The 24119-nt window shown below is 56.4% G+C and carries 23 protein-coding genes and 1 other annotated feature (1 of these 24 running past the window's edge); of the genes, 11 read left to right on the top strand and 12 right to left on the bottom strand.

The features are described 5' to 3' along the window. Positions 1 to 51, bottom strand: a sequence feature (ROSE (Repression Of Heat Shock gene Expression) occurs in the 5'-region of heat shock genes and acts as an RNA thermometer to modulate expression.) (it extends 24 nt beyond the left edge of the window). 247 nt (positions 52 to 298) lie between these two features. Continuing rightward, on the top strand, positions 299 to 631 hold the full coding sequence (locus tag AC4OVU_RS22455; RefSeq protein ID WP_017383693.1) for a YceK/YidQ family lipoprotein: 333 nt from the start codon (positions 299 to 301) through the stop codon (positions 629 to 631). On the opposite strand, the gene AC4OVU_RS22450 is transcribed toward AC4OVU_RS22455, so the two are convergent. From AC4OVU_RS22450 to AC4OVU_RS22415, 8 genes are all read right to left on the bottom strand, one after another. Next, positions 628 to 1857 (bottom strand): YidR family protein, encoded by a 1230-nt coding sequence (locus AC4OVU_RS22450; RefSeq protein ID WP_072202415.1) that lies wholly within the window; start codon positions 1855 to 1857, stop codon positions 628 to 630. The two genes, AC4OVU_RS22455 and AC4OVU_RS22450, sit on opposite strands and share 4 nt — an antisense overlap. Before the next feature lie 51 nt (positions 1858 to 1908). Then, entirely contained in the window at positions 1909 to 3246 is a 1338-nt protein-coding gene (locus AC4OVU_RS22445; protein ID WP_015570129.1) for an MFS transporter, read from the bottom strand. A gap of 117 nt (positions 3247 to 3363) precedes the next feature. Continuing rightward, positions 3364 to 4512 carry a galactonate dehydratase gene (gene dgoD, locus AC4OVU_RS22440; RefSeq protein ID WP_048973091.1) on the bottom strand — a complete coding sequence of 383 codons (1149 nt, stop codon included), beginning with the start codon at positions 4510 to 4512 and terminating at the stop codon, positions 3364 to 3366. Beyond that, positions 4509 to 5126 (bottom strand): 2-dehydro-3-deoxy-6-phosphogalactonate aldolase, encoded by a 618-nt coding sequence (locus AC4OVU_RS22435; protein ID WP_047729024.1) that lies wholly within the window; start codon positions 5124 to 5126, stop codon positions 4509 to 4511. Before AC4OVU_RS22435 ends, dgoD begins: the two co-directional genes overlap by 4 nt. Beyond that, positions 5110 to 5988: a 2-dehydro-3-deoxygalactonokinase gene (locus AC4OVU_RS22430; RefSeq protein WP_047050629.1), complete on the bottom strand. Its 879-nt coding sequence runs from the start codon at positions 5986 to 5988 to the stop codon at positions 5110 to 5112. The genes AC4OVU_RS22435 and AC4OVU_RS22430 overlap by 17 nt, the downstream gene beginning before the upstream one ends. Beyond that, positions 5985 to 6674 (bottom strand): D-galactonate utilization transcriptional regulator DgoR, encoded by a 690-nt coding sequence (dgoR, locus tag AC4OVU_RS22425; RefSeq protein WP_003861109.1) that lies wholly within the window; start codon positions 6672 to 6674, stop codon positions 5985 to 5987. The genes AC4OVU_RS22430 and dgoR overlap by 4 nt, the downstream gene beginning before the upstream one ends. Positions 6675 to 6900: 226 nt before the next feature. Beyond that, entirely contained in the window at positions 6901 to 7713 is an 813-nt protein-coding gene (gene yidA / locus AC4OVU_RS22420; protein ID WP_023295661.1) for a sugar-phosphatase, read from the bottom strand. A gap of 113 nt (positions 7714 to 7826) precedes the next feature. Further along, entirely contained in the window at positions 7827 to 8852 is a 1026-nt protein-coding gene (locus AC4OVU_RS22415; RefSeq protein ID WP_023295660.1) for a zinc-dependent alcohol dehydrogenase family protein, read from the bottom strand. A gap of 113 nt (positions 8853 to 8965) precedes the next feature. Between AC4OVU_RS22415 and AC4OVU_RS22410 the strand changes: the two genes are divergently transcribed. Then, positions 8966 to 9901, top strand: a complete 936-nt coding sequence (locus tag AC4OVU_RS22410) for a LysR family transcriptional regulator (RefSeq protein WP_017694028.1) — start codon at positions 8966 to 8968, stop codon at positions 9899 to 9901. Positions 9902 to 9934: 33 nt separating this feature from the next. On the opposite strand, the gene gyrB is transcribed toward AC4OVU_RS22410, so the two are convergent. Genes gyrB through dnaA form a run of 4 tightly spaced genes read right to left on the bottom strand, consistent with a single transcriptional unit; the run spans position 9935 to position 15947 of the window. Then, positions 9935 to 12346, bottom strand: coding sequence for a DNA topoisomerase (ATP-hydrolyzing) subunit B (gene gyrB, locus AC4OVU_RS22405; RefSeq protein WP_033487038.1), 2412 nt, complete (start codon positions 12344 to 12346; stop codon positions 9935 to 9937). 28 nt (positions 12347 to 12374) lie between these two features. Then, complete coding sequence (recF, locus tag AC4OVU_RS22400) at positions 12375 to 13448, bottom strand: DNA replication/repair protein RecF (RefSeq protein ID WP_000060091.1); 1074 nt, start codon at positions 13446 to 13448, stop codon at positions 12375 to 12377. Further along, positions 13448 to 14548: a DNA polymerase III subunit beta gene (gene dnaN / locus AC4OVU_RS22395; protein WP_003861122.1), complete on the bottom strand. Its 1101-nt coding sequence runs from the start codon at positions 14546 to 14548 to the stop codon at positions 13448 to 13450. The genes recF and dnaN overlap by 1 nt, the downstream gene beginning before the upstream one ends. 4 nt (positions 14549 to 14552) lie before the next feature. Then, a complete protein-coding gene (gene dnaA / locus AC4OVU_RS22390; protein WP_017383700.1) occupies positions 14553 to 15947 on the bottom strand; it encodes a chromosomal replication initiator protein DnaA in 1395 nt (464 codons plus the stop codon). A gap of 601 nt (positions 15948 to 16548) precedes the next feature. On the opposite strand from dnaA, the gene rpmH reads away from it, so the two are divergent. The 9 genes from rpmH (at position 16549) to AC4OVU_RS22345 (ending at position 24068) form a co-directional block, all read left to right on the top strand. Next, positions 16549 to 16689 carry a 50S ribosomal protein L34 gene (gene rpmH, locus AC4OVU_RS22385; protein ID WP_000831330.1) on the top strand — a complete coding sequence of 47 codons (141 nt, stop codon included), beginning with the start codon at positions 16549 to 16551 and terminating at the stop codon, positions 16687 to 16689. 16 nt (positions 16690 to 16705) lie between these two features. Further along, positions 16706 to 17065 (top strand): ribonuclease P protein component, encoded by a 360-nt coding sequence (gene rnpA / locus AC4OVU_RS22380; protein WP_006808764.1) that lies wholly within the window; start codon positions 16706 to 16708, stop codon positions 17063 to 17065. Beyond that, a complete protein-coding gene (gene yidD / locus AC4OVU_RS22375) occupies positions 17029 to 17286 on the top strand; it encodes a membrane protein insertion efficiency factor YidD (RefSeq protein ID WP_001307474.1) in 258 nt (85 codons plus the stop codon). Before rnpA ends, yidD begins: the two co-directional genes overlap by 37 nt. 2 nt (positions 17287 to 17288) lie before the next feature. Next, positions 17289 to 18932, top strand: a complete 1644-nt coding sequence (gene yidC / locus AC4OVU_RS22370; RefSeq protein ID WP_003861138.1) for a membrane protein insertase YidC — start codon at positions 17289 to 17291, stop codon at positions 18930 to 18932. Between the two features lie 72 nt (positions 18933 to 19004). Further along, complete coding sequence (gene mnmE, locus AC4OVU_RS22365) at positions 19005 to 20369, top strand: tRNA uridine-5-carboxymethylaminomethyl(34) synthesis GTPase MnmE (RefSeq protein WP_058685129.1); 1365 nt, start codon at positions 19005 to 19007, stop codon at positions 20367 to 20369. A 111-nt stretch (positions 20370 to 20480) separates the two neighbouring features. Continuing rightward, positions 20481 to 21656: an MFS transporter gene (locus AC4OVU_RS22360; protein ID WP_015570137.1), complete on the top strand. Its 1176-nt coding sequence runs from the start codon at positions 20481 to 20483 to the stop codon at positions 21654 to 21656. Further along, positions 21625 to 22596: an HTH-type transcriptional regulator YidZ gene (gene yidZ, locus AC4OVU_RS22355; RefSeq protein ID WP_017383702.1), complete on the top strand. Its 972-nt coding sequence runs from the start codon at positions 21625 to 21627 to the stop codon at positions 22594 to 22596. The genes AC4OVU_RS22360 and yidZ overlap by 32 nt, the downstream gene beginning before the upstream one ends. Before the next feature lie 122 nt (positions 22597 to 22718). Next, positions 22719 to 23465, top strand: coding sequence for a 4'-phosphopantetheinyl transferase family protein (locus tag AC4OVU_RS22350; protein ID WP_110292662.1), 747 nt, complete (start codon positions 22719 to 22721; stop codon positions 23463 to 23465). A gap of 36 nt (positions 23466 to 23501) precedes the next feature. Beyond that, positions 23502 to 24068 (top strand): NADPH-dependent FMN reductase, encoded by a 567-nt coding sequence (locus tag AC4OVU_RS22345; RefSeq protein WP_003861147.1) that lies wholly within the window; start codon positions 23502 to 23504, stop codon positions 24066 to 24068. Positions 24069 to 24119: the final 51 nt, after the last annotated feature.

Genomic DNA, 24119 nt, shown 5'->3' with positions numbered 1-24119 from the left:
ATCAGCGAGAAAATGTAGCCTTCCACCATGGACAGGCTTCTGCTTCCCCGAACACCCATCAGGCGTGTCCGTTATCGGGTTACATTCTTAAAATGGGTCTGGATACGGCCTTTTCAAGACTGTTGATGTGAGATTTTTTTGCACTTTGCTGGTTGTCGCATAGACTCAGGGGCACAGCACAAAGGGTTAAATTGCGATGACGACCACAGTGCGGGAGTTTTGAGCTATCCATTTTGGACGCGCCTCGCTATAACCCTGAGTTGCAGGTCAATGCCGTGCTACTAAAGATGACTGAGTGATGATGAGAAATGTTCTGATTAAGCTGGCGTCGTTCAGCGGGGTTGTTTTACTTTGCGGGTGTTCGAGCGTGATGTCGCACACCGGCGGTAAAGAAGGAACATATCCGGGGACGCGCGCCAGTGCCGCAATGATCTCTGATGATGAGACAAACTGGGGTACCAAATCTCTGGCGATTCTTGATATGCCGTTTACGGCGGTTGCCGATACGCTTCTGCTGCCGTGGGATATGTTCCGCACCGACAGCTCAGTGCGTTCGCGCGTTGAGAAAAGCGAGCAGGAAAAGCTGGCGACCAATTCCGTCATCCCGCCCGCAGAGATGCCTCCACGCTAATTCTGTGCGGTTTCCGTTAGCCACAGCTGGCGGAAACCGTCCTTCTCTTCCATCCATGCAATAAATCGTCCGTCCGGGGAAAACACCACAGCGTCAGCAGACGGCGGATTGCCGTGATCGGACGTCAAAAACGTCACCTCTCCGGTCTGCGCATCGCAGCAGGCAATACGGCCTGCAAGCACAAATCCCAGCCCGTTGCCGGAAGGATGCCAGTTAAAGGCCGACTGAATATCACGCTCAGTGTGGGTCAGCTGACGCGGCTCGCCGCCCTCAGGGGAGATAAGCCACAGCTGCACAACGCCGTTATCGTCCCGCATTAAAAACGCAATCTGCGTCCCCTGCGGATTGCTGCGCACCCAGTGGCGCGGTACGTTCACCAGCCCCGGATACGCCTTCTGATGGGTGAAGGTTAAGCGACGTTGCGTTACGCCCGCAGGCGGCGCGGGCATTGTATCAGGCGTTCCCTGCAACGGCGCATCGCCCGCCCGTTTCCAGCCCTGCTCGTCTTTGGGGAGATCGACAATAAACAGTTCGGGCACTTTCTCGCCTTTCGCAGACACCGTATCGCCGATAAACGCCAGCCTGTCGTTGCCCACCCAGCCCTCTTCATAGGCGCGGTTTACCTCATCGCTGCCCGGTTTCGGGTTCGGCGTTGTCCGGCTTACCAGTACGCTCCAGAAGGTGCCGGCATATTCCCGCGGATGGTTCCCCTGTGGGTTTACTGGGCCAAAAGGCGCCGCCACCCCGACGTTACGCAAATCCAGCTGCGGATCGCGCGCGTGCAGCACATGGTCGTTGTAGGTAAAGCTGACGAACTGCCCGTTCGGGCTAAAAACGTGGACGTGGCTGCCGCCACGCAGCGCCCCTGCGGTGTAAGGCGCGGTGATATCCATTGCATCAAGATTGCTCACCTGACCATTGTGCGCAATCACCCCCTGACGATGGTGAAAATCATACTGCCAGTCTGCATCCGGGTTTTTCGGGCCGTGGATAAAAACATATTTGTCCTGCGCCGGATGAACGGTTACCACGCCGACATGCGCGCCGTCAGTCGCACGGTAGATCGCCTCAACCTCGCCCGTACTAACATTGACCCGCTCAATGGTTTCACCGGTAAACGACGCGCCGGACGGGCGGACATCATAGACAAGCCACTGGCTGTCTGGCGTCCAGGTGTTGATGTTGGTGAGCTGGTGGTTGCGGGAAGCGAAGGTGATTTGTTTCATGAAAATACCCTGATGCGCGGTTATCGCATCAGGGTAAAACATCCGAAGGGATTAGCCTACTCGTTTAACGTCGCCGACCAGCAGGATGTAGGAGAGCGCCCCGATCAGCGCCACGGCAGAGATATACACCAGAGCCGGACCAAAGCCGTAGTCCTGCGCCAGGTAACCGATGACCAGCGGTACGGTGATCCCGCCCAGGCCGCCAACGAAGTTAAACACGCCACCAGTCAGGCCGATCAGACGCATCGGCGCCAGGGACGACACCAGCGACCAGGTGATGGAGGCAAAACCGTTTCCGAAGAACGCTACCGCCATCAGGGTCATGATCCACACCGGATCGTTGGTGTAGTTCGCTCCCATGATGCAGGTAGAGATCAGCAGTCCGCAGATAATTGGCGTTTTACGCGCAACGCCCAGTGAGAAGCCTTTTTTCACCAGTTTGTCCGCCAGCCAGCCCGAGAGCAGCACGCCGAAAAACGCCGCAAGGAACGGTACGGTGGTCATAAAGCCCGCCTTCAGCGCGGTAATGCCCTTCTCCTGCGTCAGATAGTTCGGGAACCAGGTGAGGAAGAACCACAGCGTGGAGGTCACTGCGAACTGGCCCAGATATACGCCCACCAGCTTACGGTGGAAGACCAGCTTCCAGTCCGCTCTGGTCAGCGGCTGGCGCGCCTCTTTTTTCACCGGCGCATCGCCGTCCACCAGGCCACCGCCGTCGCGGATGTAGTCCAGTTCGGCTTTGGTGATGCTTTTGGTCAGGCGCGGCGGCTGATAAACCTTAAACCAGATGAGCGACCAGATAATGCCGATCCCGCCGGTGACGATAAACACCCAGTGCCAGCTCAGCAGCTCCTGGATCCAGATTAACAGCGGCGTCAGAAACGCCAGACCAACAAACTGCCCGGAGGTGTAAAAACCAACAGCGGAAGCGCGTTCGTGTTCAGGGAACCAGCTGGTCACCATGCGGTTGTTGGTCGGAAACGCCGGCGCTTCAAACACCCCGGTGATGGCGCGCAGGCCAATCAGCGACATCAGCCCGGTCGCGAAGCCCTGGAACAGGGTCGCCACGGACCAGCCAAAAATAGCGATAAAGTAGGTCAGACGTGAACCCACGCGGTCAAGGAACCAGCCACCGGGGATCTGACAGAGCGTATACAGCCAGGCAAACGCCGAGAAGACGTAGCCCATTTCCGCTTTGGTGATGCCAAACTCTTCCTGAATATGAGCCGATGCCACGGCAAGGTTGGCGCGGTCGACATAACAGATGACCACGGTAATAAAGATCATGATCAGCGTCAGGTAACGACGACGCCCGGTTTTTGCAGCAGTAACTGGAATATCCATCGCAATCTGTCTCCAGATTTTGGGCATAGCGAAGCCGCTCACCATGCCCTGTAATTTACAGAGGGTTATATTTTTTCTATGTACGTTTTTTTTGCCCGGTGGCGCTTCGCTTACCGGGCCTACGAGAGAGTAGGCCGGATAAGCGTAGCGCCATCCGGCGATTTACCACTCGGCTACGGAACCGTCTTCAAGACGCCACAGTGGGTTACGCCAGTCCGGCGCACTTTTACTCAGCTCAATGACTTTGGCTTCGTCGATCTCCACGCCAAGGCCCGGCTTTGTTAACGGTTTAAAGAAACCACCTTCCATGCTGAAGTCTTCTTTGTTTTTCACAAAGTCGAGCAGCTCCGCGCCCTTGTTATAGTGTATGCCCATGCTTTGTTCCTGGAACACCGCATTGCGGGAGACGAAGTCGACGTGCAGGCAGGCCGCCAGCGCAATCGGCCCAAGCGGACAGTGCGGCGCCAGCGCCACATCGTAGGCTTCTGCCATTCCGGCAATTTTGTAGCATTCGGTGATGCCGCCCGCGTGGGAGAGGTCCGGTTGCAGGATCGCAATGCCGCCCGCTTCCAGCACGCGTTTAAACTCGAAGCGCGAGAACATGCGTTCCCCCGCCGCGATGGGAATGTGCGTCTGTTCAGCCAGTTTCGGATAGTATTCCGCCTGCTCGGCCAGCACCGGCTCTTCGATAAACAGCGGGCGATACGGCTCCAGCTCTTTAATCAGCACTTTGGCCATTGGCGCGCTGACGCGGCCGTGGAAATCCAGACCAAACTCAATCTCGTTGCCGAAAGCCTCGCGGATTTGCGCCACGGTGTTCACCGCCCGGTCTACCGCGCGCGAGTTGTCTATAACGCCCATCTCTTCGCAGCCGTTGAGTTTGAAGGTGTCAAAACCGATGTTGCGCAGTTGCCGGATACCGTTGATCACTTCCGCAGGGCGGTCACCGCCCACCCAGCTGTAGGCTTTGATTTTGTCGCGCACCAGGCCGCCCATTAATTGCCAGACCGGGGCATTCAGCACTTTGCCTTTGATATCCCACAGCGCCTGATCAATACCGGCGATGGCGCTCATCAGGATCGGACCGCCACGGTAAAATCCCGCCCGGTACATGACCTGCCACAGGTCGTTGATGCGCGCCGGATCCTGGCCAATCAGGTATTCGCCCAGCTCGTGAACCGCGGCTTCAACGGTGCGCGCACGGCCTTCAATCACCGGCTCGCCCCAGCCAACCACGCCTTCGTCGGTTTCGATTTTCAGGAACATCCAACGCGGGGGTAAACGATACGTGGTGAGTTTGGTTATTTTCATTGCACTGCCTCTCGATACGCTTTCACAAATGCTGCCGCCTGCTGTGCGGTACGCTCAACGGGCTGCCCGGCACGATAGAGATCGCTGCCCAGCCCGGCGCCCACACAGCCCGCTTTTATCCACTGCACCAGGTTTTCCGGCGTGACGCCACCCACGGCAAAGACCGGCACGCTGGCGGGTAAGACCGCTTTCAGCGCTTTGATGTAATTCGGACCAAAGGCCGACGACGGGAAAATTTTGAGAGACTGTGCGCCCGCATCGAGGGCGGCAAAGGCTTCTGTGGCCGTGGCGCAACCCGGGCAGACGGTCATGCCGTACTCCACCGCCCGGCGGATCACCTCGGGGTTGATATTCGGTGTGACGATAAGCTTGCAGCCCATCTTCGCCAGTTCATCCACCTGCTCCGGCTGTAATACGGTGCCAGCGCCAATCAGCGCCTTATCACCAAACGCCTTCACAACTGCCGGAATGCTTTTTTCCCACTCCGGGGAGTTGAGCGGGATTTCCACCGCGTCGAACCCGGCGTCGATCACCGCGCCAACGTGCGCTAAGGCCTCACCGGGCGTGATACCGCGCAAAATCGCGATCAGGGGAAGTTCAGTTTGCCACTGCATGAGCGATGCTCCTTATGCCTGCCTGAAATGCCGTGTCGCCTTCCACCGCAGCAACATCCCGTCCGATAGCGTGGAACGCCTGGCGGTAACGAGACGTCAGCGATGAACCCGCGACGAGCGTGATGGCCTGCTGCCCGGCGAACGCGTCGCTCAGGGTGGCGACTTCTGCGCCAATCAGCAGGCCGGACAGAAATTCGCTGACCTGTTCGCGCGGAAGATTTCCCAGCACGTGCGAGGCGCGAACCTCAAAAAGTTGCGGCAAAACGACAGGGGAGGCGATCCCGCGCTCAAGCCCGGCGGCAAACGCTTCCGGCGAAGGGGTCTGCTCCGGCAAACCGGCCCCCACCAGCGAATGCTTAAGCAGCAAGTGGTGCAGTTCGCCGGTCATCACGGTGCGGAAATCATGAATTTGCTCAGCATCCGCCAGAACCCATTTGCAGTGCGTCCCGGGCATGACGTAGACAGAAGAAGGAGAAAGGGTGCGCGCCCCGAGCAGCTGCGTCTCTTCGCCGCGCATCACGTTATGGTTATCGTCGCGAGAGACGCATAAACCGGGAATAATCCAGACATTGTCGTCAACGGACGTTAACTGCTCGCCAACGGCGGTGAAATGCACCGGAACCGACAGGTAAGGCGCGACCTTCCACCCCACGTTACTGCCGACCATTCCGGCCATCACCACTGGCGTTGTACCGTCGCGCCAGTTTTGTGTCACCTCTGCTAACACCGCTGCGGGGGATTTACCGTTCAGGCGCGTCACACCTGCTTCTGATTGCCTGCTTTCCAGGCACTGCTCACCCTGGTAGAGCCAGGCGCGCAGATTGGTCGATCCCCAGTCAATTGCGATGTAGCGTGATGTCATGTGATTTCCTTCAACCTTCGTGTCGAGCTGGCGATCATGGTCAGCGCCGCCTGCTCTGCCGCATCGCCGTCCTGATGCCGTATCGCATCGAACAGCGCTTTATGTTCCTGAAGCGTTTTCGGCATGTTGGCCTCATCGCCCATCCAGGTACGTTCAAATACTGCTCGCTGTAGCGAGCTGATCGCCACGCTAAGCTGCTGTAAAACCGGGTTATGCACCGACTGCAATACCGCTTCGTGGTAGCGAATGTCCGCTTCGTTGAACGCCTCCCGATTCTGGTTATTGGCGATCATGTCATTTAAAGCCGACTCAATCTGAGCCAGGTCACCTGACGTTGCGCGCTCAGCCGCCCAGCGGGCGATAGCCGGTTCCACCAGATTTCGGACTTCGCTCATCGCGCCGATAAGCCGTGGGTCGTAGTCGTTTTCCAGCACCCATTGCAGAACATCGGTATCGAGGTAGTTCCACTGGTTACGCGGCGCCACAAACGCGCCGCGATAGCGCTTCATTTCAATCAGCCGCTTCGCCATCAGCGAGCGGAACACTTCCCGGATGATGTTGCGCGAGGTTTCAAACTCCTCGCACAGTTCCGCCTCTGCTGGTAGCGGCGAACCGGGAACGTATTTGCCACCCACAATCTGAGTGCCCAGCGTGATGACAATGCGATCGGTTTTATTGAGTGTCATGGAGAGTCCTTGTGCTCTGTAAGTCCATCACTACTTTACCGCGACCGCTGAATTTCGCCTCACTTTTGCAGTACAAACGTGAGGCCTTCCGCCTTTGCTGTGGTGATAATGTAGTACAATCAATTAATGTTGTACTACAATACAGATCACAAAAAGAACAATTCGATAAATTCAGGGCCAAAAAAAGCCCCGGTTAATAACCAGGGCTAATCTTTCAAAGCACTTGTTACGACAGAACGAATTTCTCGATCGCCCAGGCAACGCCGTCTTCCAGGTTAGATTTGGTCACGAAGTTCGCCACTTCTTTTACCGACGGGATGGCGTTATCCATCGCCACGCCCATGCCCGCATATTCGATCATCGCAATATCGTTTTCCTGGTCGCCCAGCGCCATGATCTCCTCAGGCTTGATGCCCAGCGCATCGGCAAGCGATTTGACGCCCGTGCCTTTATTGACGCGTTTATCAAGGATTTCGAGGAAGTACGGCGCACTTTTCAGCACGGTGTATTTCTCTTTTACCTCAGCCGGAATGCGTGAGATGGCTTTGTCGAGAACCGCAGGTTCATCAATCATCATCACTTTCAGGAACTGGGTCGCCGGGTCCATTTTCTCCGCTTCGCAGAACACCAGTGGAATGGTTGCAACGTAGGACTCGTGCACCGTGTAGTAGCTGATATCGCGGTTGGCGGTGTAAAGCGTATTGCGATCGAGCGCGTGGAAGTGAGAGCCCACGTCGCGGGAGAGTTTTTCCAGGAAACGGTAGTCATCATAGCTCAGTGCAGTTTGCGCCACCGTGCTGCCATCGGCTGCCTTTTGCACCAGCGCGCCGTTATAGGTGATGCAGTAATCGCCAGGCTGGTTCATGTGCAGCTCTTTCAGGTAACTGTGCACCCCGGCATACGGGCGTCCGGTGGTGAGCACCACGTTCACGCCTTTTTCGCGTGCGGCGGCGATCGCATTTTTAACGGCAGGAGAGATAGTGTGGTCTGGCAGCAGCAGCGTGCCGTCCATATCGATTGCAATGAGTTTGATAGCCATGAGGTCCCCGGGATAAATGAGTGCTACCTCATGCTAACGCGATTAAGCACACAAAAATAGAGCTACCTTGCGCAACAAAAAGCCCCTTTTACGTTTATCCCGGGAACGGGAACTCACTCGCGGGTGAGAACGATTTTGCCAAACGCACCGCGATCCAGATGTTCAAGCGCCTGTTCCAGCTCGTCAAAGCGGTAGCGATGCTCAATCACCGGTTTTAACTCCGTGACATCAACAGCACGGACAAAATCTTCCAGCGCCCGGCGGTGTCCAACCCCAATCCCCTGAATGACGGGAGATTTCAGCAACAGCTCGCTTGCAGGCAGAGAAATTTCTGTCCCGGCCAGCACGCCAATGACCGATATCCGCCCATGAACGGCAACGGCGCGCAGGGAATGTCTCAGGTTCTCCCCACCCACCGTTTCGATAATATGGTCGATGCCGCGATCCTGCGTCAGTGCCAGCGTATTTTCAGCCCAGTCGCCTTTCAGTCGGTTGATGCCCTGGCTGGCCCCCAGCTTTTTGGCCCGCGCCAGTTTTTCATTACTCCCCGACGTAACAATAACTTCTGCGCCGTGCGCTTTTGCTATCTGCAAAGCGAATAGCGCCACACCGCCCGTCCCTTGTACCAGCACCGATTGCCCGGCGCGTAAATGACCGCGCTCCACCAGCGCGAACCATGCGGTAAGCCCCGCGCAAGGAAGCGTGCTGGCCTCAGCGTCATCCAGGCTTTCCGGGGACGCCACCAGCGCGTTTTCACTCACAATCACATATTCGGCCAGCATGCCCTGGAAGTATCCACCGGACGTTTTATAGGGCAAATCGCGCGCGTCTGCCTGCGGCTTGCCGTCGATCCATTCCGGGAAGAAGGTTGAGATGACGCGTGCGCCGGGCTTGAAACGCGTAACGCCTTCGCCGATGCTGTCCACCACGCCTGCCATGTCAGATGCTGGGGTAAACGGGAAGGAAAGCGGAATCGGCATCGTGCCTTCAATCACCATTTTATCCCGGTAGTTGAGCGCAACGGCTTTAACCCTTACGCGAACCTCCCCCGGGCCTGGCTGTGGAACAGGCTCCTGAACGAGCCTGAGGCTTTCACGACCAAGGGCATCCATTGACCAGCGTTGCATTGTTTCAGTCATTTTTTTCTCCTGTCATCAGATGATTTTCAGTTCTGACAGTCTACCGTTGACTCAGCGTCGCCAGTGGCGATAAGTTTTCCCTTCATTGATGACCAAATTGACACAATCCGTCCATGACCGATACGCTGAAAGATATTCCCGTTTTCGTTGCCTCCGTTGAGGCAGGAAGTTTTGCCCAGGCCGCCGTCCGTCTGCATTTGTCGCGCTCGGCGGTAGGAAAAAGCATTGCTCGTCTTGAAGAGAGGCTGGGGGTTCGTCTGTTTCATCGGACCACCCGCAGTCAGAGGCTGACCGATAACGGCGCGCTTTTTTATGAACGCTGCCTGCGCGCGCTGGAGGAGATCCGTGGCGCTGAATCGCAGCTTGAAACCGGAAAACATCAGGTCAGCGGTCGGCTGCGTGTTGCCGTGCCGGTGCTGTTTGGTCGCCAGTGTATCGCCCCGCTGCTAATAGAGCTGGCGCAGGAGCATCCAGGGCTTGAGCTTGAAATGTCCTTCAGCGACCGCGTCGTGGATCTCGTGGAAGAAGGGTTTGATATGGCGGTGCGCAATGGCGCTCTGGCTGACAGCAGCGTGCTGGTCGCCAGAAGGCTGGGGGAGCACCGGATGGTGCTGTGCGCCGCGCCGGATTATCTGCTTAAGAATGGCCAGCCGCAAACCGTTGATGATTTACGCCAGCATACGGCCATTAACTACACGCGTGCGGGCAGAGTCCTACCCTGGCAGCTGATGGATTACGATGGCACGTCGCGCACGTTTATTCCCCGCTCATCGCTCAATATGGATGATTTGCAGGCGATCTGCGACGCGGCGCTGGCCGGCCACGGCCTTGCATGGTTACCCTGCTGGATGGTCATTAAAGAAATTCAGCAGGGAGATCTTGTCCCGCTCTTAAAGCAGGCCCCGGATGTACGCTTCGACGTTCATGCCGTCTGGCAGCAGACGCCACACCTGCCGCTAAGGGTAAGAATTGCCATAGATATGCTGGTCAAACGTTTACCGGCAGTGATGTCGCTGGAGTTTCCTGCGTCCATAAAAAAGCCGCGCTGAAGCGCGGCCAGTTATGCTGTCGTAAAGCGACGATTAAATATCGATATTCGCCGCCTTCAGGGCGTTCTCTTCGATGAAGGCGCGACGTGGTTCAACCGCATCGCCCATCAGGGTCGTGAACAGCTGATCCGCTGCGATTGCGTCTTTAACGGTGACGCGCAACATGCGACGGCTTTCCGGATCCATGGTGGTTTCCCACAGCTGATCCGGGTTCATTTCGCCCAGGCCTTTATAACGCTGAATAGAGAGACCACGACGGGACTCTTTTACCAGCCACTCCAGCGCCTGTTCGAAGCTGGCTACCGGCTGACGACGTTCGCCACGTTCGATAAACGCATCGTCTTCGATCAGACCGCGCAGCTTCTCGCCGAGGGTGCAGATACGGCGGTATTCCGGACCGGCCACAAATTCGTGCTCCAGCGGGTAGTCGGTATCGACGCCGTGGGTACGCACGCGGACGATCGGCTCGAACTGCTGCTCAGCGTTCTGCTGGACGTCGAACTTCCACTGGCTGCCATGCTGCTCTTTCTCGTTCAGCTCGCTCACCAGGGTGTTCACCCAGCGGGTGACGGTCTGCTCGTTGCTCAGATCGGCTTCGGTCAGGGTCGGCTGGTAAATCAGCTCTTTCAGCAGCGCTTTCGGATAGCGACGCTCCATACGGCCAATCATTTTCTGCGTGGCGTTGAACTCGGAGACCAGACGCTCCAGCGGCTCACCGGCCAGCGCTGGCGCGCTGGAATTTGCGTGCAGGGTCGCACCATCAAGGGCGATCGCGATTTGGTACTGATCCATCGCGTCGTCATCTTTAATGTACTGTTCCTGCTTGCCTTTCTTCACTTTGTACAGCGGCGGCTGGGCAATGTAGACGTGGCCGCGCTCAACGATTTCCGGCATCTGACGATAGAAGAAGGTCAACAGCAGCGTACGGATGTGCGAGCCGTCGACGTCCGCATCAGTCATGATGATGATGCTGTGATAGCGCAGTTTGTCCGGGTTGTACTCGTCGCGACCAATGCCGCAGCCCAGCGCGGTGATGAGCGTCGCCACTTCCTGAGAAGAGAGCATCTTGTCGAAGCGCGCTTTCTCAACGTTAAGGATTTTACCCTTCAGCGGCAGAATCGCCTGGTTCTTGCGGTTACGGCCCTGCTTCGCAGAACCGCCCGCGGAGTCCCCTTCCACAAGGTACAGTTCAGACAGCGCCGGGTCGCGTTCCTGACAGTCAGCCAGTTTGCCCGGCAGGCCTGCCAGGTCCAGCGCGCCTTTACGACGGGTCATTTCACGCGCTTTACGCGCCGCTTCACGGGCACGCGCCGCATCGATAATTTTACCCACCACGATTTTCGCGTCGGACGGGTTTTCCAGCAGGTATTCACTCAGCAGTTCGTTCATCTGCTGTTCAACCGCCGATTTCACCTCAGAAGAGACCAGCTTGTCTTTGGTCTGTGAGGAGAACTTCGGATCCGGCACCTTCACGGAGACCACGGCAATCAGGCCTTCACGGGCATCGTCGCCGGTGGCGCTGACTTTCGCTTTTTTGCTGTAGCCTTCTTTGTCCATGTAGGCGTTCAGGGTTCGGGTCATCGCCGCGCGGAAGCCCGCCAGGTGCGTACCGCCATCGCGTTGTGGAATGTTGTTGGTGAAGCAGTAGATGTTTTCCTGGAAACCGTCGTTCCACTGCAAGGCCACTTCCACACCGATACCGTCTTTTTCAGTAGAGAAGTAGAAGATATTCGGGTGAATTGGCGTTTTGTTCTTGTTCAGATACTCAACGAACGCCTTGATACCACCTTCGTAATGGAAGTGGTCTTCTTTGTTGTCGCGTTTGTCGCGCAGACGAATCGACACGCCGGAGTTCAGGAACGACAGTTCACGCAGGCGTTTCGCCAGAATGTCGTACTCGAATTCGGTGACGTTGGTGAAGGTTTCGAGGCTCGGCCAGAAACGCACCATGGTACCGGTTTTATCGGTATCACCCGTGACGGCCAGCGGAGCGTCAGGCACGCCGTGCTGGTAGATCTGACGGTGAATTTTGCCTTCGCGCTGGATAACCAGCTCCAGCTTTTGCGACAGAGCGTTTACTACGGATACGCCTACGCCGTGCAGACCGCCGGAAACTTTATAGGAGTTATCATCGAACTTCCCGCCTGCGTGCAGAACGGTCATGATGACTTCCGCAGCAGATACGCCCTCTTCCGGGTGAATACCGGTTGGGATACCACGACCGTCATCGGTAACGGACACGGAGTTGTCCGCATGGATCGTGACCACGATGTCTTTACAGTGACCCGCGAGCGCTTCGTCGATAGCGTTATCTACCACCTCGAATACCATGTGGTGCAGACCGGTGCCGTCATCCGTGTCGCCGATATACATACCCGGGCGCTTACGCACCGCATCCAGCCCTTTCAGGACTTTGATACTGGAGGAGTCATAAGAATTCGACATCAACGTTTCTCGCTCATTTCAACTTGGGTTAATCCGTTATTTTACCCTTTTCCACGGTAAACATCTTCGAATTTTCGTCCGACATGTCTATAACGTGTTCAGCACTAATGGCGCTGACGAAAACCTGCGACTGCGTGGCTTTTAAGCGGCTGGCAAGCAGCCCGCGCCGCGCGTCGTCAAGTTCCGAGGCAAAATCATCTATCAGGTACAGGCAGCGTCGCCCGCTCTCTCGAGTGAGGAACTCCCCCTGCGCCAGGCGCAGCGCGCACATCAGGAGCTTCAGCTGCCCGCGCGACAGCGTGTCTTCCACCGGCGCACCGTCGGCACGAATGCGGAAATCCGCCTTGTGCGGGCCGTGCGCGGTGTAGGTCAACATGCGATCGCGCTCGAAGCTTCTCTCTAACACCTCGGCATAATCCGTCTCTTTTTCCCAGCCACGCTGAAAAGAGAAGGTGAGAGAGAACTCGGGTAAAAACTGTTTACAGGTGTCGGCCATGTCTTCGGCGATACCTGCGCTGTATTCGGCACGCCAGCGGCTGATTTGTTCCGCAAGAGGGATGAGTTCCATGTCCCACGGACGCAGCTGAGCGTAGCGCGTGACCTGGCGCAATGCGGCGTTACGCTGTTTAAGCAGACGCTTCAGGTTGCTCCAGGCGTTAAAGAAACCGGCTTCATTGTGAAAGCATCCCCAGTCGAGGAACGCTCTTCTGTATTTGGGGCCGCCGTTGAGTAAAGTAAACCCCTCGGGCGTAATCAGCTGCATCGGCATCAGCAGCGCCAGCTCCGCCACTTTGTGGCCATCGGTGCCGTCGATGCGCACCTTGCTGTCGCCCTGCTTGTCTTTGGTCAGGCCGATGGCGGTTTCCCGCTCTGCGCCCTGCAAACGCCCGTGCAGAACAAAAGATTCCTGCTCGTGGCGAATCACGCGACCAATCTGCAAACTGCGAAACGCCCGGCCGTGGCCGAGCGTATAGATGGCTTCCAGCACGCTGGTTTTGCCGCTGCCGTTCGCGCCAACCAGGAAGTTAAAGCCAGGGGATAAAGCGAGATCCGCGCTTTCGATATTGCGAAAGTCGCGGATCAACAGACGGGTGAGCGACATTACAGTCTCATTGGCATGACAACATAAGCAGCCGACTGTGATGCGGCATCTTCAATCTGTACGCTCGAAACGGAGTCAGTCAGCAGGATGCGAACGTTCTCGCATTTCAGTGCATTCAGCACATCCAGCACATAGCTGACGTTGAAGCCGATTTCCATCTCAGCCCCGGCGTAGGTGACGTCCAGAATCTCTTCTGCCTCTTCCTGCTCCGGGTTGTTGGCGGTGATTTTGATCTGGTTTTCACTCACGTACAGACGTACGCCGCGGAATTTCTCGTTGGAGAGAATAGCGGCACGCGCGAACGCCTGCTTGAGGATGTCGCAACCCGCCTCCAGCGTTTTATCCGGGTTCTTCGGCAATACGCGGCGATAATCCGGGAAACGACCGTCTACCAGCTTCGATGTGAAGACAAAATCGCCCACGTGGGCACGAATATTGTTGCTGCCGATCTGCACGCGCAGCGGCGTGTCGCCGCCGTCGAGCATGCGCATCAGTTCAATTACGCCTTTACGCGGTACGATCACCGAATGGTTTGGCAGTGAATCGCCAATCGGCATGGAACAAACCGCCAGACGGTGACCGTCGGTCGCCACGGTACGCAGCTCTTCACCTTCGGTTTCGAACAGCATGCCGTTTAAGTAGTAACGAACGTCCTGATGCGCCATGGAGAACTGCGTGGCTTCAATCAGACGCTTCATCGTCGCCTGTGGCAGGGTGAATTCAACTTCGCTCTGCCAGTCGTCCAGGTTCGGGAAGTCCGCAGCGGGCAACGTGGAGAGGGAGAAACGGCTGCGGCCAGAGCGCACCAGCATGCGGTCGCCCTCCAGCTGCACTGCGATTTCAGCGCCTTCCGGCAGCCCACGGCAAATATCAAAGAATTTACGTGCCGGAACCGTGGTCGCGCCCGCGTCGTGCGGCTGAGTCAGCGTAACGCGCGCGATCATTTCCATTTCCAGATCTGTGCCGGTCAGCGACAGCGTACCGTCCGCGACCTGAAGCAGCAGGTTTCCAAGAATAGGCAGCGTAGGGCGGCCGCCTAATGGGCCACTCACCTGTTGCAGCGGTTTTAATAAATGTTCACGTTCAACGGTAAATTTCATAGCGTCACGATGATAATGTTCTGATTAAATTGGAAAAATCTTCTTTTATGTCGTGGCTTTCTTCGCGTAACTGCTCGATCTTGCGACAAGCGTGCAGCACGGTCGTATGGTCACGGCCACCAAACGCATCACCGATTTCCGGCAGGCTGTGGTTGGTTAGCTCTTTTGCCAGCGCCATCGCCATCTGACGCGGACGCGCCACCGAGCGGGAACGACGTTTAGACAGTAAATCTGCCACTTTGATCTTGTAGTACTCAGCCACCGTCTTCTGAATATTGTCGATAGTGACCAGTTTTTCCTGCAAAGCCAATAAATCGCGCAGCGCTTCACGCACAAAATCGATGGTGATCGCCCGACCGGTGAAGTTGGCGTTGGCGATAACGCGATTCAGCGCCCCTTCCAGTTCACGCACGTTGGAACGCAGACGCTTGGCAATGAAGAACGCCACTTCACCCGGCAGGCGAATGTCGTTCTCGTCGGCTTTTTTCATCAGGATCGCGACGCGGGTTTCCAGCTCCGGCGGCTCGATCGCCACGGTCAGGCCCCAGCCGAAGCGGGATTTGAGACGATCTTCAACGCCGTTGATCTCTTTTGGATAACGATCCGAGGTCAGAATGATCTGCTGATTGCCTTCCAGCAGGGCGTTAAAGGTATGGAAAAACTCTTCCTGCGATCGTTCTTTATTGGCAAAGAACTGAATGTCATCGATCAGCAGCGCATCAACGGAACGGTAGTAGCGTTTAAACTCTTCGATCGCATTGTTTTGCAGGGCTTTTACCATGTCCTGAACGAAGCGTTCGGAGTGCATATACACCACTTTCGCATTGGGCTTACGCGCCATAATGCCGTTACCCACCGCATGCAGCAGGTGCGTTTTACCGAGACCCGTGCCGCCATACAGAAACAGCGGGTTGTAAGCGCCACCGGGGTTATCGGCTACCTGGCGAGCCGCCGCGCGCGCCAGCTGGTTCGACTTACCTTCAACGAAGTTATCGAACGTGTGTTTCACGTTAACGTTAGAGCGGTAGGTAGGCTCAGCGGGGGCCGGAACGTTATCCCAGCCCTGACGAACCGGTGCAACGCGAGGCGCTGGCGCGGGCGCCGCCTGTGCAGGGGCTGCCACATTGACAACTTCACGAACGGTTTGGGTGACCGGCTTTGTGCCCACTTCAAAACGCAGCTGTGGGGCATCTGACCCGCAGAAATCGTTCAGCAGTCCATTGATGTTATTAAGGTATTTATCCCTTACCCAATCGAGCACGAAACGGTTTGGCGCATACAAAGCCAGCGTGTTATCGCTCAGTTCCGCCTGCAACGGGCGGATCCACATACTGAATTCTGTGGCTGGTAACTCATCCTGCAATCGGGCAAGACACTGCTGCCAAAGCGAAAGTGACACGGCGGACTCCACTCGAACAATAAAAGAAAACTATTGAATATTCATGATTGTTGGCGCACATCGACATGACCCTGTGCAAAAGGGTGATGTGCGAACCGCTATCTGCGGTTATACCCGGCCTGGATCGCTGGATCCCGATCGGGACCGCGGATCATAGCCTAAACTGAGCCAGAGATCTTCTGTTTCTCACAGATTCTTCCCGATTTATCCACAGGAAGATCCGGAATCGGGTAAGTGTAAACGATCCTGACGCGAGTGCCTCGCGATTTAGGCCGCATATTGGAAAATTTAATGAGCACAGACAATTTTTGGCTTAAATGATCTAACGAAGATCCGGGACGATCCTTGCGCTTTATCGTTGAGCCCGTATAATCCTCGACCCGGCGCGTGATGCTCATCTTCCTGCGTCGTCCGCTGCTCATTTTCCACGCGAAAACGTGCGGAAATACACAGGGATTTAAGGAAAGAGAATTGACTCCGGAGTGTACAATTATTACAATCCGGCCTCTTTAATCACCCACGGCTTCGGCGTCCGTCATTCGAAACTCGGTCGGGCATCCGCAAAAGTCATGAATTTTTTCAAGTTTAGGTAGAAATCGCCATGAAACGCACTTTTCAACCGTCTGTACTGAAGCGCAACCGTTCTCACGGCTTCCGTGCTCGTATGGCTACTAAAAATGGTCGTCAGGTTCTGGCACGTCGTCGTGCTAAAGGCCGCGCTCGTCTGACCGTTTCCAAGTAATAAAGCTAACCCCTGAGTGGTTAAGCTCGCATTTCCCAGGGAGTTACGTTTGTTAACTCCCACTCATTTCACTTTCGTCTTCCAGCAGCCATTACGGGCTGGCACGCCGCAAATCACCATCCTCGGCCGCCAAAATTCGCTGGGGCATCCCCGCATCGGTCTCACAGTCGCCAAGAAAAACGTTAAGCGTGCGCATGAACGCAACCGGATTAAACGTCTGACGCGTGAAAGCTTCCGTTTACGTCAGCACGAACTGCCTTCAATGGATTTCGTGGTGGTGGCTAAAAAAGGGGTTGCCGACCTCGATAACCGTGCTCTCTCGGAAGCGTTGGAAAAATTATGGCGCCGCCACTGTCGCCTGGCTCGCGGGTCCTGATAGCCCTCATTCGGGTCTATCAACGCCTGATTAGTCCGCTACTCGGGCCACACTGCCGTTTCACGCCAACATGCTCAAGCTACGGAATTGAGGCATTGCGCAGGTTTGGAGTGATAAAAGGCAGTTGGTTGACGGTGAAACGCGTATTAAAATGCCACCCTTTACACCCAGGTGGAGACGACCCCGTCCCTCCAGGACCTTTTGATACCAGAGAACACTAACGATGGATTCGCAACGCAATCTTCTTATCATCGCTTTGTTGTTCGTGTCTTTCATGATCTGGCAGGCATGGGAGCAGGATAAAAATCCTCAACCCCAGCAGCAGACCACGCAGACCACGACCACCGCAGCGGGTAGCGCCGCCGACCAGGGCGTACCGGCCAGTGGCCAGGGGAAACAGATTACGGTTAAGACCGATGTGCTTGAGCTGACTATCAACACCCGTGGTGGTGATGTTGAGCAGGCGCTGCTGTTGACCTACCCGAAAGAGCTGAAGTCTACCGAACCGTTCCAGTTACTGGAAACCACGCCTGAATTTATCTACCAGGCGCAGAGCGGCCTGACCGGTCGTGATGGCCCGGATAACCCGGCTAACGGTGCGCGTCCACTGTATAACGTCGAGAATGACACGTTTGTGCTGGCTGATGGTCAGAACGAACTGGTTATCCCGATGACCTACACCGACGCGGCAGGCAACACCTTCACCAAAACCTTCACCCTGAAACGCGGTGAGTATGCGGTGAACGTGGGCTACAGCGTACAGAACGCCGGTGCGAAACCACTGGAAATCTCTACCTTTGGTCAGTTGAAGCAGTCCATCAATCTGCCGTCTCACCGTGACACCGGAAGCAGCAACTTTGCGCTGCATACCTTCCGTGGCGCGGCTTACTCCACGCCAGATACCAAGTACGAGAAATACAAATTCGACACCATTGCCGATAACGAAAACCTGAACGTCAGCTCTAAAGGCGGTTGGGTCGCAATGCTGCAACAGTATTTCGCGACGGCGTGGGTACCGAATAACGACGGTACGAACAACTTCTACACCGCGAACCTCGGCAACGGTATTGCAGCCATCGGCTACAAATCTCAGCCGGTTCTGGTGCAGCCGGGTCAAACCGGGAAACTGGCAAGCACCCTGTGGGTCGGCCCGGAAATCCAGGACAAAATGGCTGCCGTTGCGCCGCACCTGGATCTGACCGTCGATTACGGTTGGTTGTGGTTCATCTCTCAGCCGCTGTTTAAGCTGCTGAAGTTCATCCACAGCTTCCTGGGTAACTGGGGCTTCTCCATCATCGTTATCACCTTTATCGTTCGTGGCATCATGTACCCGCTGACTAAAGCGCAGTACACCTCCATGGCGAAGATGCGTATGCTACAGCCGAAGATTCAGGCTATGCGTGAGCGTCTGGGCGATGACAAACAGCGTCAGAGCCAGGAGATGATGGCCCTGTATAAAGCAGAGAAAGTGAACCCACTGGGTGGTTGCTTCCCGCTGCTGATTCAGATGCCAATCTTCCTTGCGCTGTACTACATGCTGATGGGTTCCGTTGAGCTGCGCCACGCGCCGTTCGCTCTGTGGATCCATGACCTGTCCGCACAGGACCCGTACTACATCCTGCCGATCCTGATGGGCGTGACGATGTTCTTCATCCAGAAGATGTCTCCGACCACCGTGACCGACCCGATGCAGCAGAAGATCATGACCTTTATGCCGGTCATCTTCACCGTGTTCTTCCTGTGGTTCCCGTCAGGTCTGGTGCTGTACTATATCGTCAGCAACCTGGTGACCATCATCCAGCAGCAGCTGATTTACCGTGGTCTGGAAAAACGTGGCCTGCATAGCCGCGAAAAGAAAAAGTCCTGATTCGGTAACTTAACGCTAAAATAAGGGCGGTCGATTGACCGCCTTTTTTATTTGTATTGAACGAGAGCAACCATGAGCCATAACGACACTATCGTCGCCCAGGCAACCCCACCGGGACGCGGTGGTGTAGGCATTCTGCGCATCTCCGGCCTGAAGGCGCGTGAGGTGGCCGAAGCGGTGCTGGGTAAACTGCCAAAGCCGCGCTACGCTGATTATCTGCCGTTTAAGGATGCCGACGGCACACCGCTGGACCAGGGCATCGCGCTGTGGTTCCCCGGCCCAAACTCCTTCACCGGCGAAGACGTGCTGGAGCTTCAGGGTCACGGCGGCCCGGTGATCCTCGACCTGCTGTTAAAACGTATTCTGACCCTGCCTGGCCTGCGCATTGCAAAGCCGGGTGAGTTCTCCGAGCGTGCTTTCCTCAACGATAAGCTCGACCTGGCGCAGGCCGAGGCGATTGCCGACCTGATCGACGCCAGTTCCGAACAGGCAGCCCGCTCCGCGCTGAATTCGTTGCAGGGGGCATTTTCCACACGCGTGAATCACCTTGTGGAAGCACTTACTCACCTGCGAATCTATGTCGAAGCGGCTATCGACTTCCCGGACGAGGAGATCGACTTCCTCTCAGACGGTAAAATTGAAGCTCAGCTCAACCAGGTGATGAACGATCTCGATGCCGTTCGCGCCGAAGCGCGCCAGGGCAGCCTGCTACGTGAAGGAATGAAGGTGGTGATTGCTGGTCGCCCCAATGCCGGAAAATCGAGCCTGCTGAACGCCCTGGCGGGCCGTGAAGCGGCGATCGTGACCGACATAGCCGGCACCACCCGCGATGTCCTGCGCGAGCATATCCATATCGACGGCATGCCGCTGCACATCATCGACACCGCTGGCCTGCGCGATGCGAGCGATGAAGTCGAGCGTATCGGTATCGAACGCGCCTGGCAGGAGATCGAGCAGGCCGACCGCGTGCTGTTTATGGTGGACGGCACGACAACCGACGCCGTTGACCCGGCTGAAATCTGGCCAGACTTTATCGCCCGTCTCCCGGCTAAACTGCCGATCACCGTGGTCCGCAACAAGGCCGACGTTACCGGCGAAACGCTGGGCATCAGCGATGTGAATGGTCACTCACTTATTCGCCTGTCGGCCCGTACCGGTGAAGGCGTGGAAGCCCTGCGTAGCCATCTCAAACAGAGCATGGGCTTCGACACCAGTATGGAGGGCGGCTTCCTGGCACGTCGTCGTCACTTGCAGGCGCTGGAAGAGGCGGCTCGCCACCTTGAGCAGGGTAAAGCCCAGCTGATCGGCGCGTGGGCCGGTGAACTGCTGGCGGAAGAGCTGCGTCTGGCGCAGCAGAACCTGAGTGAGATCACCGGGGAGTTTACGTCGGACGATCTGCTGGGTCGGATTTTCTCGAGCTTCTGCATTGGTAAGTAATTCCCGTTAATACAGGGTGATTTCCTCCAGGGAAATCACCATTGTCCAAATGGCAACTCGCTTAATCCCTCCACGCCCCCTATCCTGCTTGCCTGCATCTATGGGGGATTTATGGCTCGTTTTCTGTTCTGTAGTTTTGCGCTGGTTCTGCTGTATCCGTCCGGCATTGATATGTATCTGGTGGGGCTACCGCATATTGCCCGCGATCTGGGTGCCAGCGAGGCGCAGCTGCACATCGCGTTTTCGGCCTACCTCGCGGGAATGGCGTCGTCGATGGTATTTGCCGGGAAAATCGCGGATAAAGCAGGCCGTCAGCCCGTCGCCATTACGGGTGCAGTTATCTTTGCGCTGGCATCAGTACTGTCTTCAGTAGCTCAGGAAAGCACAATGTTCCTGTCAGGCCGTTTTATCCAGGGCATTGGCGCGGGTGGCTGTTACGTGGTGGCGTTTGCTATTCTTCGCGATACCTTAAGCGCCCAGCGCCGCGCTAAAGTGCTGTCGATGCTGAACGGCATTACCTGCATCATCCCGGTGCTGGCACCGGTTGTAGGCTACCTGATTATGCTTAAATTTCCGTGGCAGAGTCTTTTCTGGACCATGGCCGCAATGGGCGCCATCGTCTTTATCCTGTCCGTGACGGTGCTGAAAGAGACCCATCCCGGTTCGCAACAGCCATATCACACCGCAACCCTCCATCCGGCTGAAAAGCTGATGAATCGCTTTTTCCTGAGTCGGCTGACAATCACCACGCTTAGCGTGGCGGTGATCCTCACCTATGTAAACGTTTCCCCGGTGTTGCTGATGGAGACGATGGGCTTCGATCGCGGTGAGTATTCGACGGTGATGGCGCTAACCGCGATGGTGAGCATGGCGGTTTCATTCTCCACGCCCTTTGCGCTCAACATCTTCCGCCAGCGCACGCTGATGCTCACCTCACAGACGCTGTTCCTCGCCGCAGGCGTGATCCTGGCGACCGCCACCTCACACGCTGTAATGCTGGTGGGCATTACTCTGATCTGCGCCGGATTCTCCGTCGGCTTTGGTGTGGCGATGAGTCAGGCACTTGGCCCGTTTTCATTGCGGGCAGGCGTGGCAAGCTCGGTGCTGGGCATTGCGCAGGTCTGCGGTTCGTCACTGTGGATTTGGCTGGCGGCGGTGATCGGCCTTAACGCGCTGAATATGCTGATCGGGGTTCTGATTGGCTGTAGCATACTCTGCATTACCTTACTTATGGTCATCCAGCCCGCGGCGCACTATGAAGAAGCCCATCAGCAGTCTCGATCTTAATCTTTTACTTTGCCTGCAACTTTTGTTGCAGGAGCGCAGCGTCACCAAAGCCGCGAAGCGGATGAACGTGACGCCGTCCGCGGTGAGTAAATCGCTGGCGAAGCTGCGCGACTGGTTCGACGATCCGCTGTTTGTGAAAACGCCTTTAGGGCTACTGCCCACGCCGCTGACGGTGAGTCTGGAACAGGACTTGGCCGACTGGATGCAGATTGGCAACCAGATCCTCGATAAATTCCACCATAGCTCTCCAGGCGGGCTTAAGTTTGTGCTCGCCGCCGAAACACCGCTGATGCTGATCCGCTTTAATACCCTGCTGGAGCAGGTGAATGAACGCTACCCACAGGCGACGGTGAAGCTGCGCCAATGGGATTACGATTCGCTGGACGCCATTACGCGCGGAGAAGTGGATCTGGGCTTCACCGGGCGTGAAACGCACCCTCGCTCGCGCGAACTGCTAAAGCTGATGCCGTGGTTTATCGACTACGAAATCCTGTTCAGTGACCGTCCGTGCGTGTATTTGCGCGAGGATCATCCCGCGCTCCAGGAAGCGTGGGATCTGGAGACGTTTCTGCGCTACCCGCATATCAGCATCTTCTGGGAACGCAGCGACACCTGGGCGCTCGATGAGGTGCTAAGGGAGATGGGCCGGGAGCGTAACATCGCCATGAGTTTGCCCGGTTTTGAACAGTCGATGTTTATGGCAGCCCAGCCGGATCACAACTACATTGCCACTGCGCCGCACTACTGCCATCACTACAATCAACTCCACCAGCGTAATCTGGTCTGTCTGCCCATTCCCATCGATGAGGCGCAGGCAGAAAAGCTCACCGTCCCCTTCACGCTGATCTGGCATAAACGGAACAGCCATAATCCGAAAATCCTCTGGCTGCGCGAGACGATCAAAGCGCTGTATACCGCACCAGGTCAGGTTTTTGCCTAAGATAATGTAAAGTTCGGTGCTCAGGCTTCTCTTATTTCCATTTACTGATTAAAACAGAAGCTGAGTTAAGCGATAATCATGTAACCGTTTAACCGACTACGACCATTATCAAGGAGCGAAAAATGGCTACGCATTTTGCACGAGGAACATTAACGGAAGGGCATCTCGTATCGGCCAGAATATCTTCAGCCTGTCACAGTGAGGCGCTCAAACTACCTGAACACCGCAGGACGCGGTTTTTAGCTTCCAGAGCGCTCCTCGCAGAACTGCTTTTTATGCTCTACGGCACCAGCGAATTACCGGACATACTCACCCAGCCAGAAGGTCGCCCGGTTTTTGCGGACCCGGCACTCCCCCATTTTTCCATTGCGTATACCGGCAACATTGTTGGCGTCGCGCTGACGACGGAAGGTGATTGCGGCCTGGATATGGAGCTACAACGCGTCACGCGCAGCTTCCATGGTGCGAACGCGCTCGATGAATACCCGCTCTCCAGCAATGAAAAGCTGTGGATACGTAACCAGAACGACCCCGTTGAAGCCAGAGCGCAGCTCATTACCCTTCGCCAGAGCATCCGCAAACTGAGCGGCGCGGCGTCAGACGACGCCAGCCTGTTGCAGCTGCTCCCCGGCTCCGGACGCCTGCGCGCGACAAAAGCCTCGCTGGTAGAGGCGCTCTGCGACGCTGAGGACGTACTGATCTGGTCCGTTGCGGTGACCCCCGCCATCGAACGGCTGAAAATCTGGGAGTTTGACAGCACTCGCGGTTGGCGTAGTCTTCCGGATGTACCTGAGCGCGCCAACGAGCCCGCCGCGCGCCTGATGCGATTAACCAGTTTACCGGCAGAAAAAGCATACACCCATAGCTGATCCGTCCAGGATCATCATGATGAAACAGGAGTAATCATGTCTGATACGTTGAAAGTTGTTACGTTACTGGGAAGCCTGCGCAAAGGTTCTTTTAACGGGATGGTTGCCCGTACGCTGCCGCAGCTGGCGCCTGCGGGAATGGAGATCAGTGCCCTGCCGTCCATTGGCGACATCCCGCTTTATGATGCTGACGTTCAGCAGGAAGAAGGGTTCCCGCAGAGTGTGGAAGCGATAGCCGAGCAAATCCGTCAGGCTGACGGCGTGGTGATTGTGACGCCTGAGTATAACTACTCGGTGCCGGGTGGTCTGAAGAACGCCATTGACTGGCTGTCCCGTTTACCGGAGCAGCCGCTGTCTGGTAAACCTGTGCTGATCCAGACCAGCTCAATGGGCGCCATCGGCGGCGCGCGCTGCCAGTATCACCTGCGTCAGATCCTGGTGTTCCTGGATGCGATGGTGATGAACAAGCCGGAATTTATGGGCGGCGTGATTCAGAACAAGGTCGACCCGCAGACGGGTGAAGTGGTGGATCAGAGTACGCGTGACCATCTCTCTGGCCAGCTGACCGCGTTTGGGGATTATATTAAGCGGGTGAAGGCCTGATAAAAAAGCCCGGTGGCGCTAGCGCTTACCGGGCCTACATTCGTCAGTAGG

The organism is Enterobacter sp. 6722112, from assembly GCF_058661685.1.
This window is presented reverse-complemented; position numbering and strand designations above follow the sequence as displayed.

Coding starts and splice junctions, on each gene's coding strand:
- AC4OVU_RS22435 (WP_047729024.1), bottom strand. CDS start 5,126: ATGCAGTGGCAAACTGAACTTCCCCTGATCGCGATTTTGCGCGGTATC.
- recF (WP_000060091.1), bottom strand. CDS start 13,448: ATGTCGCTCACCCGTCTGTTGATCCGCGACTTTCGCAATATCGAAAGC.
- rpmH (WP_000831330.1), top strand. CDS start 16,549: ATGAAACGCACTTTTCAACCGTCTGTACTGAAGCGCAACCGTTCTCAC.
- yidA (WP_023295661.1), bottom strand. CDS start 7,713: ATGGCTATCAAACTCATTGCAATCGATATGGACGGCACGCTGCTGCTG.
- dgoR (WP_003861109.1), bottom strand. CDS start 6,674: ATGACACTCAATAAAACCGATCGCATTGTCATCACGCTGGGCACTCAG.
- yidC (WP_003861138.1), top strand. CDS start 17,289: ATGGATTCGCAACGCAATCTTCTTATCATCGCTTTGTTGTTCGTGTCT.
- yidZ (WP_017383702.1), top strand. CDS start 21,625: ATGAAGAAGCCCATCAGCAGTCTCGATCTTAATCTTTTACTTTGCCTG.
- AC4OVU_RS22350 (WP_110292662.1), top strand. CDS start 22,719: ATGGCTACGCATTTTGCACGAGGAACATTAACGGAAGGGCATCTCGTA.
- AC4OVU_RS22360 (WP_015570137.1), top strand. CDS start 20,481: ATGGCTCGTTTTCTGTTCTGTAGTTTTGCGCTGGTTCTGCTGTATCCG.
- yidD (WP_001307474.1), top strand. CDS start 17,029: ATGGCGCCGCCACTGTCGCCTGGCTCGCGGGTCCTGATAGCCCTCATT.
- AC4OVU_RS22345 (WP_003861147.1), top strand. CDS start 23,502: ATGTCTGATACGTTGAAAGTTGTTACGTTACTGGGAAGCCTGCGCAAA.
- AC4OVU_RS22450 (WP_072202415.1), bottom strand. CDS start 1,857: ATGAAACAAATCACCTTCGCTTCCCGCAACCACCAGCTCACCAACATC.
- mnmE (WP_058685129.1), top strand. CDS start 19,005: ATGAGCCATAACGACACTATCGTCGCCCAGGCAACCCCACCGGGACGC.
- dnaN (WP_003861122.1), bottom strand. CDS start 14,548: ATGAAATTTACCGTTGAACGTGAACATTTATTAAAACCGCTGCAACAG.
- AC4OVU_RS22455 (WP_017383693.1), top strand. CDS start 299: ATGATGAGAAATGTTCTGATTAAGCTGGCGTCGTTCAGCGGGGTTGTT.
- gyrB (WP_033487038.1), bottom strand. CDS start 12,346: ATGTCGAATTCTTATGACTCCTCCAGTATCAAAGTCCTGAAAGGGCTG.
- AC4OVU_RS22415 (WP_023295660.1), bottom strand. CDS start 8,852: ATGACTGAAACAATGCAACGCTGGTCAATGGATGCCCTTGGTCGTGAA.
- AC4OVU_RS22410 (WP_017694028.1), top strand. CDS start 8,966: ATGACCGATACGCTGAAAGATATTCCCGTTTTCGTTGCCTCCGTTGAG.
- dgoD (WP_048973091.1), bottom strand. CDS start 4,512: ATGAAAATAACCAAACTCACCACGTATCGTTTACCCCCGCGTTGGATG.
- AC4OVU_RS22445 (WP_015570129.1), bottom strand. CDS start 3,246: ATGGTGAGCGGCTTCGCTATGCCCAAAATCTGGAGACAGATTGCGATG.
- AC4OVU_RS22430 (WP_047050629.1), bottom strand. CDS start 5,988: ATGACATCACGCTACATCGCAATTGACTGGGGATCGACCAATCTGCGC.